Source organism: Clostridium acidisoli DSM 12555, from assembly GCF_900176305.1.
GTDB lineage: Bacteria > Bacillota > Clostridia > Clostridiales > Clostridiaceae > Clostridium_I > Clostridium_I acidisoli.
This window is the reverse complement of sequence record NZ_FWXH01000002.1, coordinates 58,915-72,373: the sequence shown is the minus strand read 5'-3', so window position 1 is coordinate 72,373 and position 13,459 is coordinate 58,915. Positions and strand designations below refer to the sequence as shown.

11 protein-coding genes are annotated in these 13,459 nt (G+C 29.2%); 2 read left to right on the top strand and 9 right to left on the bottom strand.

The features are described from left to right. The first annotated feature begins 252 nt into the window (after window positions 1–252). The gene (locus tag B8978_RS00345) at window positions 253–2,259 is read left to right on the top strand and encodes a B12-binding domain-containing radical SAM protein (RefSeq protein ID WP_084113295.1); all 2,007 of its coding nucleotides are present in this window, start codon (window positions 253–255) and stop codon (window positions 2,257–2,259) included. Between the two features lie 109 nt (window positions 2,260–2,368). On the opposite strand, the gene B8978_RS00340 is transcribed toward B8978_RS00345, so the two are convergent. From B8978_RS00340 to B8978_RS00315, 6 genes are all read right to left on the bottom strand, one after another. Then, window positions 2,369–3,601, bottom strand: coding sequence for an MFS transporter (locus B8978_RS00340; RefSeq protein WP_084113294.1), 1,233 nt, complete (start codon window positions 3,599–3,601; stop codon window positions 2,369–2,371). Window positions 3,602–4,083: 482 nt separating this feature from the next. Further along, the gene (gene ctfB / locus B8978_RS00335) at window positions 4,084–4,749 is read right to left on the bottom strand and encodes a butyrate--acetoacetate CoA-transferase subunit B (protein ID WP_084113293.1); all 666 of its coding nucleotides are present in this window, start codon (window positions 4,747–4,749) and stop codon (window positions 4,084–4,086) included. After that, the gene (locus B8978_RS00330; RefSeq protein WP_084113292.1) at window positions 4,724–5,404 is read right to left on the bottom strand and encodes a 3-oxoacid CoA-transferase subunit A; all 681 of its coding nucleotides are present in this window, start codon (window positions 5,402–5,404) and stop codon (window positions 4,724–4,726) included. Before B8978_RS00330 ends, ctfB begins: the two co-directional genes overlap by 26 nt. A gap of 351 nt (window positions 5,405–5,755) precedes the next feature. Next, window positions 5,756–8,335: a bifunctional acetaldehyde-CoA/alcohol dehydrogenase gene (gene adhE / locus B8978_RS00325; RefSeq protein ID WP_084113291.1), complete on the bottom strand. Its 2,580-nt coding sequence runs from the start codon at window positions 8,333–8,335 to the stop codon at window positions 5,756–5,758. 368 nt (window positions 8,336–8,703) lie between these two features. After that, a complete protein-coding gene (locus B8978_RS00320; protein WP_084113290.1) occupies window positions 8,704–9,270 on the bottom strand; it encodes a hydrolase in 567 nt (188 codons plus the stop codon). A gap of 47 nt (window positions 9,271–9,317) precedes the next feature. After that, window positions 9,318–10,508: a multidrug efflux MFS transporter gene (locus B8978_RS00315; RefSeq protein ID WP_084113289.1), complete on the bottom strand. Its 1,191-nt coding sequence runs from the start codon at window positions 10,506–10,508 to the stop codon at window positions 9,318–9,320. Between the two features lie 134 nt (window positions 10,509–10,642). On the opposite strand from B8978_RS00315, the gene B8978_RS00310 reads away from it, so the two are divergent. Continuing rightward, a complete protein-coding gene (locus B8978_RS00310; RefSeq protein WP_084113288.1) occupies window positions 10,643–11,203 on the top strand; it encodes a TetR/AcrR family transcriptional regulator in 561 nt (186 codons plus the stop codon). 15 nt (window positions 11,204–11,218) lie between these two features. Here B8978_RS00310 and B8978_RS00305 read toward each other — a convergent pair whose 3' ends face one another. The 3 genes from B8978_RS00305 to thiF all read right to left on the bottom strand — a co-directional run bounded on the left by B8978_RS00305 (window position 11,219) and on the right by thiF (window position 13,382). Continuing rightward, window positions 11,219–11,518 carry a DUF2087 domain-containing protein gene (locus B8978_RS00305; RefSeq protein WP_242950441.1) on the bottom strand — a complete coding sequence of 100 codons (300 nt, stop codon included), beginning with the start codon at window positions 11,516–11,518 and terminating at the stop codon, window positions 11,219–11,221. A gap of 34 nt (window positions 11,519–11,552) precedes the next feature. Then, on the bottom strand, window positions 11,553–12,323 hold the full coding sequence (locus B8978_RS00300; RefSeq protein ID WP_084113287.1) for a DUF2087 domain-containing protein: 771 nt from the start codon (window positions 12,321–12,323) through the stop codon (window positions 11,553–11,555). Between the two features lie 258 nt (window positions 12,324–12,581). Further along, a complete protein-coding gene (gene thiF / locus B8978_RS00295) occupies window positions 12,582–13,382 on the bottom strand; it encodes a sulfur carrier protein ThiS adenylyltransferase ThiF (protein ID WP_084113286.1) in 801 nt (266 codons plus the stop codon). Window positions 13,383–13,459: the final 77 nt, after the last annotated feature.

Below are 13,459 nucleotides of genomic sequence, written 5' to 3'. Positions count from 1 at the left end.
AAGTTTATTAAAATTTATTTATTTTAAGCTTACACAATTTAATTACTTTATAGATACATCTAAGAGGAGGGTGGTGAACATTATGCAAGATTTTGAATTTGAAGAGATATCTTCAGAAGTTGTTGAAGTTGTTACAGTACAAGATAATAACATTAACGAAGGCTAATAGGTAAATAAGAATTGCATATGTGGAGTTGTAACTTCATATATGCAATTCTTATTTACTATACTATAAAATAGGAGGTATAACTAATGAATACATTACTTATTTTTCCACCATATTGGTGTTCATCACATCCTTATTTAAGCTTACCTTGCTTATCAGCATATTTAAAAAAAAATAAAGTAAGTGCAGATATATTAGATTTAAATGTAAAATGTATGAATAAATTATTATCATATGACTTTATGAAAAAATGTACCAAACTAATAGAAAATAAATTAGACTCAACGGCATATGAAAAAAATCTGTTGTTGTATGATTATGTAATCAATAACATAGACAGTTCGGTAAAAATTTTTAAAGATAGAGCAAATTTTTTTAGCTTTAATAAATATAATAAAGCTAAAATAACTGTCTCATATGCATTATCAATTATCTCTAAAGCATACGAACCATTAAAGTTAGGCATAAATTCTTTAAGCATTGCAAAAAGTTTGACAATTGAGAACATAATAGATTTTATAAAGGATTCTAACACAAATCCATTTATAGATATGTTTAAGGAAATAATTAACGCAGATATGCTAAGAAAATACAATCACATAGCAATATCATTAATAGGTTTTGAACAAATCTTACCTACATTTACATTATGTAATTATATCAAATCAATAGATCCAGATATACATATAACAATTGGTGGATCTGTTTTTTCTAAACTATATACTGAATTAGAAGAAAGTTTAGAGATATTTAATTATATAGATTCAATCTTAGTATTTGAAGGTGAAGAACCTCTTTATAGGTTAATACTAGCGTTGCGAGAAAATAAAGGTTTTGACACTGTTCCAAATCTAATCTATTATGACCATAAAAGCAGTAAGTTAGTAAAAAATCCAATAAGCAAATTAAGTTGTAATATAAATGATTTACCTGTTCCTGATTTTTCTCAATATGATTTTAGAGAGTATTTATCTCCATATGTTATACTGCCATACTTTCTATCACGAAGCTGTTATTGGAGCAAATGTGCGTTTTGTGATCATGATTATGGGTATGATGGTAAATATAGAATAAAAAATTTTGATAAAATAATTGAAGAAATTAAAATTTTGAAAGAGTTATATAATGTTAAAGTACTTCATTTAATTGATGAAGCAGTATCACCTAAAATTCTAAACACATTTTGTGATAAATTAATTGAATCTAACATTGAAATAAAATGGTTTTGTTATATAAAAGCAAGCTCTGATTTTACTAGTGAACTCTGTAGTAAAATGAAAACCGCAGGATGTTTGCAAATTTTAGTTGGAGTAGAATCATGTTCAAACTCTGTGCTAACATCTATGAATAAAGGTATAAATACACATGATATTGAAGTTACACTTAAAAATATGAATAAATCTGGTATATGGAGTCATGTTTTTCTTATAAATAATTTTCCAACTGAAACGGGTGAAAACAAACTTGAGTCATTGATTTTTATATTGAAAAACCTAGAATATTTTCACTCATTAGGTATGGGGGACTTTTCTCTACTAAAAAATGCTAAGATGCTTAAAAATAAAAAGCTTTATGGCATCGAACAAATTATTGATACATCTCCATTAATTAATAATCTTAAATATAAATCTAAATTAGGGAATGAATCTCGACATAATGACACATTAAATATAAATAAAATTTTTACTAAGTTTAGTAAAACAAATGAGCTTTCTTCCAAGCATATGCTTTATAGGGAGCATTTACCGTTATATTTATCTAAATATGCTTTAATATCAAATAAAAAGTTATTATCTAAATTGTACAATAATGACTACTTATCCAACATTAATGAAGACCATCAACAATATATGTCCTTATTTTTTCTATATAAAGAGTATAAAGATAAAGTAATTCTGTTTAATTTTTATACTGGGAGAACTTATGAAGTCAATTCATATATGAAAGATATTTTAAGTTTTATTTCCAATTCCACTATAACAAAACATAAATTTATTAATACGTTAAAAGAGTTAGGATACAATGATAAAAACATAGAAAGCATTTGGAGTTTTTTAGATAAATGTAACTTTATTAAAAAATATGCTGTATAGAGCAATATCAACATTGTATTATTATGCTAATAACAATTGTATATAAATGTATATCACCTAATGCCATACTAATGTAATATACATTCATATACAATATCTTTCTGCCATATTATGCACTTATTTTAACACTTTCTTTAAAAGTAATTTTTATTGTAGATATACCTGCAATTGTTACTAAAACTCCAGATAATAAGATTAACGGACTAAGCGGAAATTTTGTAGATGCAACTCCACCAGCAAAATATCCAAGAGGAATTGTAATTGTCGCCATTACATTAAATATACTACCGACTCTTCCCATAATCCTATTTGGCACTAATAATTGCATTAATAAATTTAAATTTATATTGGCCATTGCATTTGAAAAACCTATTAATGCTAATGAAATTAATACCTCAACAAAGTTTTTACTTAATCCAAAAGTAATCATAAATAACCCCTCACCTATTACTGCTGCTGTAAGTTTATGATACAAATTACCTTTCTTACTTATAAATGGGAATAAAATAGAAGAAAAGATACCTCCTACAGCCAATACCCCCATAAATATTCCATAGGCACTACTATTTAACTTTAATATCTTTGATGAATATATTGGAATATATATATTTAAAGGAGCAGTTAAAAAGTTATCAATGCAACCTGCTATAATCATAAAATAAAATATGACTTTAATTTTTTTACAGTATAAGAACCCTTCCTTTGCATCCTTTAAAAACTTATTAAATAAATTAGTTTCAATAGTTTTATCTTCAGCTGTAACTATTGGCACAGCTACAAAAACTTCACAAAGAGCTGATACTAGAAAGGAAATACTATTTATTAGAAACAAAATTTTCACGCCAACTAGTGCTATTAAGATTCCTGCAATTGAAGGACCAACCATTCCATATATAGATGATGTGATTTTATTCATTGAATTAGCTTTGGGTAGGTCTTCCCTTTTTACTATAGATTGTATAACTGCTGAAATTGAAGGCGAAAAAAATGCTCCTGTTGACGAAGTTAGAAATGAAATAATATAAATAGCAGATATTGATAATTTATTGTTTAATGATATAATAAATACACTTCCTATAAGTATACTGCTTATCACATCACATATGATAAGTATTCTTTTTCTATTCGCTCTATCTGCGATTACTCCAGCAAAAGTGCTAAAAATTAAAACTGGTACTTGTGTAAAAATTAAAGATATTCCCATTTGAATTGTAGACCCAGTTACGAGCATTACATACCACATTATTGCAATAGAATATACCTGATCACCTAATCCTGATATACTGTGTCCACACCATAGAAGCATAAAATTTTTGTTTTTTAACAAATTATATTTTTTCATAATTAGTCCTTTCGTTCGATATACATCGAATTATATTTTTAAAAAATTTTATAAACTTTGAGTACTTTCCATACAATAAAAGAGCCTATATGCTCTATATTTTCATATAACACCTCGATAAGTAGACACACTCCATAGAAATTCCCCAGTTTTTACGTTGTCTATAATTTTGATAGTAATCACTTCTAATAATTTTTCTTTATATTGATTATATTTCGATATGTATCAAATGTCAAATTTTATTATCAAATGTTTATATTCCCAATTTTATATATCACAAATTTTTGTTAAATAAAGTTAGTTTTAGCCTAATAAAAAGAATGTCTGTCGCACTAACTTTTTAGTGTGACAGACTAATTTTATGTTCTTTTTATCTACTATGTGATAAAAAACATGAATTATATAATATATTTGTCTCACAATAATGCTTGCAATATATCTACTAATATTAATTCTATATATTAACTTTTTACGACACAGGTTTAGATATCCATAATTTTAACGTTATCAGAAATAATTAAGTCAGCATCCGTTAAAGACTTAACTTCATCAATAGTTGTGTTTTTGTTTATTTCTTTTAGTTTTAAACCATCAGATATTACTTCTATTACACAAAGTTCTGTAACAATTAAATTTACTTGACCTTTTGCTGTAAGCGGAAGTGTACATTTTTTTAGAATTTTAGGTTTTCCTTTACGCGTATGTTGCATTGCTACAATTACTGTTTTTGCACCAGTTACTAAATCCATAGCTCCGCCCATTCCTGCTATCATTTTTTTAGGAACAATCCAATTAGCTAAATTGCCAGCTTGATCTACTTCTAATGCACCAAGTACAGTTGTATCAACATGTCCTCCCCTTATTAGTGAAAATGATATGGAACTATCAAAGAAAACACCTTCAGGTAATACTGTTGCATATTGACCACCTGCATTTATTATATTTGAATCTTCATGACCAGGTTTTGGCATTGATCCCATTCCTACAATTCCATTTTCTGATTGAAAGGTAATTTGATATTCTTTGGGAATATAATTTGCAACTAAAGTTGGAAGTCCTATTCCTAAATTTACAAGTTGCCCATCTTTTAGTTCTTTAGCAACTCGTTTTGCTATAATTTCTTTAGCTAACTTTGCATCTGCAATCATTTAAAGTTCCTCCTTCCACTATATAATTTACTAATACTCCTGGGGTCATTGCATACTCTGATTCTAGTTGATCACATCTTACTATTCTTTCTGCTTCAACTATTACAGTTCTACCTGCCATTGCTATATAAGGATTAAAATTCTTAGTCGTTCCTTTATAACAAACATTGCCAAATTCATCTACTACACTTCCTTTTACTAAAGCAACATCTGCTTTTATTGGAAGTTCTAATAAATATTCCTTACCATTAATTTTTATCTTTTGCTTTCCATCTTCTACAACTGTTCCTATACCTGTTTGAGTTAATACTCCGCCCAGTCCTGCTCCACCAGCACGTATCCTTTCAATTAATGTTCCTTGAGGCGAGAGTTCAACGGCTATATCACCATTGATTATTTTTCTTCCTGTTTCAGGGTTTGTACCAATATGAGAAGCAATAACTTTTTTTACCTGACCATTTACTATTAACTTTCCAATACCTCTATCCGGAAAACCAGTATCATTTCCTATAATCGTTAGATTTCTTACATTTAGTTTTATCAGCATATCAATCAATCCATCTGGTGTTCCACAATCTAAAAATCCACCAATCATAATGCTCATTCCATCTTTAAAAATAAATTTTAAGTCTTCAAATTTAACTACCTTATTCATTTTAATCTCCTCTTTTTAACTATTTATTAACTTTCAAAAATGTTAATATATATTTAATATTAATAAAATGTAGTTAAATCATTAGAACTACTAATTAATAAAACTTAGTAATTTTAATAATATGATGTTAAAAAATCATGTAAGATTCATATATTACTAACTCACATAGTATTTTACTACCATACATTTCAAATTCAACCTTTATATTCAAGAAAATAACTTATGTCTACATTAAACGTTACCAAATAAAGCAACAAATGCAATAAGTCCATTGTTTCAAAAACAATGGACTTATATTAAATAAAATACTAATTTTTAAGGTTTTATTCATAATCTAATAACTGTAATTTATCAATCAAAACAATTTATAAACATTTGTTTAATTTCACTTATTAATGGATATCTTGGATTAGCACCTGTACATTGGTCATCAAAAGCAAGTTCACACATTTTATCAAGTGTAGCATAAAACTTAGTATCTGAAACTCCTGCTTCTTTAATTGTCATTGGAACGTTTATTTTTACTTTTAATTCATGAATTGCCTTAATTAAAAGTTCTACCTTTTCATCATCTGTTTTACCACCTAATTGTAAATAATCTGCTATTCTCCCATATCTCCACTTAGCATTTGGATATTTATATTGAGGATATGCTGCTTGTTTTACTGGGTTATCCACTGCATTGAATCTTATTACTTCTTCAATTAATACTGCATTAGCAATTCCATGTGCTATGTGATGTTCAGCTCCCATCTTATGTGCCATAGAATGACATACTCCTAAAAATGCGTTAGCAAATGCCATTCCTGCCATAGTTGAAGCATGCGCCATTTTTTCTCTTGCCTTTTCATTTGTTGTACCTTCAGAATATGCTAGTGGTAAATATTTAAATATTAGCCTTATAGCTTCTAAAGCTAATCCATTTGTGAATTCTGAGGCAAGTACTGATGTATAGGCTTCTATACCATGAATCAATGCATCTATACCAGATGCTGCTGTAAGCCCTTTAGGCATATTCATCATTAATTCAGCATCAACAACTGCCATATCTGGAGTTAATTCATAATCAGCTAAAGGATATTTTACTCCTGTTTTTTCATCCGTTATTACCGCAAAAGGAGTAACCTCTGAGCCTGTACCAGCAGAAGTTGCAACAGCAATCATCATAGCCTTTTCTCCAAGCTTTGGAAAATGATATGCTCTCTTTCTTATATCCATAAATCTCATGGCAAGGTCTTCAAATTTTACTTCTGGATGCTCATATAGTACCCACATTATTTTAGCCGCATCCATTGCAGAGCCTCCACCAAGAGATATTATTGTATCCGGTTTAAAATTCATCATTTCTTGAGTACCTTTTCTAGCTGTAGCCAAAGTTGGATCCGGTTCTACTTCTGTGAATATTTTAAAGTCAACACCTATTTCCTCAAGAACTTTTGTGATAGAATCCACATATCCTAGATTGTAAAGAACTTTGTCTGTTACTATAAATGCTTTCTTTTTATTTAAAGTCTTCAATTCTCTTAGTGCAAATTGAAGACATCCAAATTTAAAATAAACTTTTTCTGGTACTCTAAACCAAAGCATGTTTTCTCTCCTCTCAGCTACACTTTTAATATTTAGCAAATGTTTAGGTCCTACATTCTCTGATACAGAATTTCCTCCCCAAAAACCACAACCTAATGTAAAGGAAGGAGCTATCTTAAAATTATATAAGTCTCCACTTGCACCTTGTGCTGTAGGTATATTTACAAAAGTTCTTACAGTTTTCATAGCATTACTAAATTTATTTATCTTATCTTTTGCCTTTATTATGTCTGCATATATTGCTGAAGTATGTCCAAGTCCACCTAGATTAACAAGAGTTACAGCTTTCTCTAAAGCATCATTAAAATCTTTTGCTCCATACATAGCCAAAACTGGAGATAATTTTTCATGTGCAAAAGGTTCTTCTTCTCCTAAAGAAGTTACTTCTCCTATAAGAATCCTTGTTGTTTCAGGCACTTTAATTCCAGACATTTCAGCTATCTTATATGCAGACTGCCCTACTATTTTTGAATTTATGCTTCCATTTATGAATATAGTGTTTCTAACTTTATCCATTTCATCTTTCTTAATTATATAGGCTCCTCTTTCTTCAAATTCTTTTTTAACTTTATTGTATATAGAGTTTGCAACTATTACAGATTGCTCTGAAGCACAAATAAGTCCATTATCATAAGTTTTTGAAAGAATTATTGAACTAACAGCCATTTTTATGTGTGCAGTATCATCTATTATAACTGGAGTATTTCCTGGACCAACACCTATTGCTGGTTTTCCTGATGAATAAGCAGATTTAACCATAGACGGTCCACCTGTAGCAAGTGTTATATCTGATTTTTGCATCAACATTTGAGTTAATTCAATTGATGGCTCCTCTATCCAATCTATTATTCCTTCTGGTGCCCCTGCTTTAACGGCCGCATCAAGTATTATTTTAGCTGCTGTTATGGTGGATTTTTTAGCTCTTGGATGAGGTGAAAAAATTATTCCGTTTCTTGTTTTTAAAGCTATTAATGATTTAAATATTGTGGTTGATGTCGGATTTGTTGTTGGTATTATTGCTGCTATAACGCCTATTGGCTCTGCTATTTTAGTAATTCCATAAGGCTCACTCTTTTCTATAACACCACAAGTCTTCTCATCTTTATACTGATTATAAATATATTCACCTGCAAAATGATTTTTTATAACCTTGTCCTCAACAAGTCCCATACCAGTTTCTTCTACAGCAAGTTTCGCAAGTGGTATTCTTGCGTCAATTGCTGCCATTGCAGCTACTCTAAAAATTTTATCAACCTGCTCTTGAGAATAGGTTGAAAATTTTTTCTGGGCAATTCTAACTTTTTCTAATTTCATGTCTAACTCATCAGTTTTTGTAATTTTCATAAATACACACTTCCTTCATAAATATTTATTATATTCCAAAAACAATGTCTATAGATAAAGTATAGATATCATTTAGTGAAAACCTATTTATATGATTGATAATTATTTAACATTAATAAGCAGACGAATATATCCTATTTTCAATAAAAAACTATAATATATTCCATTAATTATATTTTTTATTAATTAAGACTACGTTTTCATTATATACCAACATTATCATAATGTCAAAATTTTCACAAACATTTTTTAAAAATATTGTGTTTCAATGACATTAGGTTAACTTTTAAAGTTATGGACCTGTGGCATTAACAAAAAAAATGCTACCGCAGCAGCATTTTTAACATTTTCACTTTCAGAATAGATATCTATTTTAATGATGAAATTACCTCTTCACATGTTCGAAGCTTACCCAATCTAGGGAAGATATACTTACAAACATAATCATGTTCTTCTTTTGATTTCGCTGTCATTGCATCTTCTACAAAAATTTGATTATATCCACGTTGAAATGCTTCTCTTGCAGTAGTATCCACACCAATCCCTGTAGAAACACCACATAATACAATAGTATCAATTCCACGGCGTCTTAACTGTAAATCAAGATCAGTTCCATAAAATGCTCCCCATTGTCTTTTAGTAATAATATGAGCGTTTTTAGTATTTGATATTTCAGTCACAATACTATCAAAACCTTCTGGTATTTGCATTGGCTTAGGCTGCAAATCCAAATTTGGTCTTAACATATCTTTTCCATCAGTAAAAGAAACTCTTACAAGAACTACAAATGCATCCTTATCTGCAAATGCATTAGCTAATTTACTTGCATTTTTTATAATCTCTTCACTAGTATGAGGTTTTCCCTCCATGTTTACAATTCCATTTTGTAAGTCTATAACTACAAGAGCTGTTTTTGATAATTTTAAATTTTCCATTTTATTCTCTCCTTTTATAATTATTCTTATTTTTTGTATGATAATTATTAATTTAAACTAAGTTTTTTATAAACATTAAAATAAACCCACACTGCATTTATTAGTAGCAATAAACTTGTAATAAAAAACACATATCTAATGCCAAACCATGCTGCAATTTGTCCTCCTAAAACTGCACCCCCAAATACGCCTAAGTAACCTGCAGCCATATTAAGTCCAAAAACTCTACCTGTAAGAGAATTTGGTGTAATCTTCTTTATAAGTATATTAACAGAAGGAATAAGTCCTGCAGTTGTTAATCCTAATAAAAATCTAAGCGCCATTAACTGCCAAGGATTTTTTACAAAAGCTTGTGGTATAAAAATCAGTGCCGCCATAACAAGCGCAACTAACATAACCTTCTGTGCGCCAATTTTATCAGAAAGTTTTCCAAGCCTTGGAGCAGCAATTATATTTGCAAGACCTGAAGCTGAGAATGCCATTCCGGCAATCAATGCAACATGACTTGTATTACTTGATAATTGTGTAATATAAACTGTTATGATCGGTTCAACAGAATATAATGCCACAGTTAATACAAAAAAGGTTACAAACATAGTTATAGTAAGGCTTTTTTCTGGCACCTTGTCCCATAATTCTTTTATTTTAATTACCTTTTTCTCCTCACGAGTGAAAGATTCTTTTACAAATAAAACAGTTGTAATAAATGTAATTACCAGAAGTGCACCTGTTATAAAAAATACATTTTGAAGGCCAAAATTTTCTTCAATATAGCCTCCAATCATTGGTCCAAGTAAAGAACCTGCAATATTAGCTGTTGATAGTGTACCCAAGGCTTCCCCTGCATGATCCTTATCTGTCTGAGTGGCAATCAATGCTGTACATGCTGTACTATAACCCGTAATAGCACCTTGTAATAATCTTAGTCCTATAAGCTCATACACATTTTGTGCAAAACCCATACTGAACACAACTATCGCCATACCAAGGCTTGCTCTTAGAAGCATTGGCTTACGTCCGAATTTGTCAGCAGCACTTCCCCAAATTGGTGAAAAAATTGCTGAAATTATATAAGTAACACCAAAGGCAATTCCTGAAAATTGTGCAATTAAACCAGTATTACTAACCCCAAGATGTTTTATATAAAGTGGCAATACAGGAGCAATTTGGCTCATGCCTATGCTTGTTACAAACATTCCAACCCAGCAAACTATTAAGTTCTTTCTCCACATTTTCATAATCATATCTCCTTTCTAAAAACAATTATAAACTATATTTTATAGTTTGTAAACTATAAAATATAGTTTGATAAAAATAGTTTATGCTGTTAAACTATTTTTATAAGGATGTATTTACAAGGAGTGATATACTTATGCAAAAAAGAAATTTATCTAAAGAAAAAATTATTCAAGTTACCTTTGCATTAGCTGATGATATTGGTATTAATCAAGTTACTTTTACAAAAATTGCAGAAAAGCTAGGTATAAAATATCCATCTCTATATAATCATTTTACTAACATGGATAGTCTTAAAATAGCAATGACAGTATCCTTTGTAAATGAGTTGAATTTGCAATTGATGAAAGCATTAATTGGTAAGAGTGGTGAAGATGCTATTAGAGAGTTTGCTTATGTTTATCGTGATTTTGCTTTTCAAAATAAAACTGGTTATGAGCTTTTTATTAACATTGCAAGTAAACAAAATGAGGAATTATATAATTTAGCTAAGGAAACTGGTGTCATTATCCACCAGATTTTAAGTTTCTATATTAAGGATAAATCAGAAATAGTTCATAAAAAGCGTGCATTAAGAAGTTTTTTACATGGTTTTGTATCTTTAAATTCCCTTGGGTATTTCCAAGGTGAAGGAGATTTAGAAGATAGTTTTAGAGTAATGGTAGATGATTTTATTTTTTCACTTTCAAGAAAATAAGCATGTAAAGCTTAATCAACCAATTTTAAAGTCCCTTAAAATTGGTTGAGTTTCTTCTAGCCAATATTTAGAACAATCATTTGTTCTTCCAAGAAACCTATTATTAAAAAGTTCTCTTCTTATAAGGCATCTATCATTAAATGTATGAACGTTATCTATTATTTCATTAACTTCCTTTTCAGTATATATAACCCCTTTTTCAAATTTAGTAGCTAGAAACATTAATGCAAGCAGCTTATATTTCTTCTTTGACGGATATATTTTAAGTCTACCCATATTATCCAAATAATTTTTAAGTTCCATTTTTAAATCCATGTAGATCTCTCCTTATATTTTAATTTAATTTTAACTATTTTAACCAATATTCATTGCAATCCGTTGTTCGTTCCATAAAACCATATTCAATTAAATAACGTCTTATTGTTGCAAAATCTTCATAAATTTCCTTTAGAATTAGGTTAATTTCTTTTTCACTGTATCGTTTATTTCTTTCAAACTGCTCTGCTATCTTTTTCAATATAACAATCTTCTTTTTTTCTTTTGAGGAAAATATCTTTAGTTTTAAAGGTGTAAGCGCTGAAAATGCAGTGAATAAAACCTGATCTTCTTCAGCTTTTGTAATAAAATATCTGTCATCCACCATTTTTGCACCATTATGAACTTCTACAATATCATCTTTACTATCTGGTTTATTCTTGTTTTTTTCCATCCCCTGAAAAGCAAGTTCATAAATAGCTAAATAAAGTTTTGCTTGTTTAGCTTTTTCTCTGAAGGTAAACCTTTGATGTCGAATTGTCGCTGCAGAAACGCCCATTTTTTTTGCAATTTCAATATCTGTCATTCCAGAATAAATGATACTAAGCAATTCTTTTTGATTTTCTGTAATCCCTGTATATTTTTTGTCATATGACATGAGTATCTGTAATACTTCTAAATGATCCCTTTGAATATGAAGTTTAATCATCTTTTTTGCATCAAAGTACCTATTTTCAATTTTAAAAATTTCTCCATTTTCAAATTCTTTACCACAAATATTACAAACATATTTATCTAGCTTTGAGTTAAAGGTGAAACCATTTTTTATTTCTTCTAACGTCATGTTCCAAAATTTATTTATCATCGAAAGCTCCTTATCGTGTTTATTTATTCCATAAACATATATTATATCTGTTCATTAATATTGTCAACTATATTTTAAATAAGCCTATTGAAGTACAATTTGCACTTCAATAGGCTTTAAATTTCTGGAGATTCAATTTTTTTCGATGCATCTAAAAAACATATATATACAAACAACTCACCTATAATGGTTAGAATGACTATTATCAGCATGAAGCAAATAGGCAAAACATGTACATGCGTAAGTTACATATACTTCTTATTCTTCTCCTAATATAATTCTCAAAACAGCGTTAGCTTCATGATTAGCTGCAATTGCAACTCTAGGTGCCATTAATCCACAACCTGGCTTAGCCTCATTTTCTCCATCACCAATTAAATAAAAGTTGTCTCTTATTTTCTTCGTAATAATGGTATTACTTGAAAAATACCCAGCCATTCCAGAAGCTGAAATAATTTTTTTATCACTCATCTTACTTAAAACAGTATTTACTAATACTGACTTAGAGACTGCATTATCAAAGGCTTCGACTATTATATCTACATCTTTGAATGTATCCTCTATATTAGTTTCATCTAAAAACACATCTCTCTTTTCAATTTTTACAAAAGGATTACAGTTTTTTATTACATCATCTAATGCTTCTGTTTTTCTCATTCCTAGATGCTTTAGAAAATACTGCTGCCTATTTAAATTACTTGGTTCTACTACATCAAAATCTACTAAAACTAACTTTCCAATTCCAATTCTAGCTAAGGATAATGCTACATTTGATCCAAGTCCTCCGAGTCCAGCAATTCCAACAGTGATCTTTTTAATTTTTTCATGTACAAAAGGAGTATGTCTTGATACAAGTGCAGCTTCCAAATCCTCTTGTTTTGGGATTTCTCCTTTTTTAATGAATATAACTGTATCGTTTTCCTTCAACTCATAGTCTTGCTTTATTATAAAGCCATTAAACACAGTCACATCTGCATTCTTCTTTACAGTTTCTTTTAATTGAAAAGCACTTGTTCCTTGTTTTACTTCTGTTTTTCTTTCGTTTACATAAATGTTCATTTTAACCCTCCCTCTATTTTATTTATATATATAAAGCGCTGTATTTAATTAATAAAAAAAAGCATAAAAAGTAAATA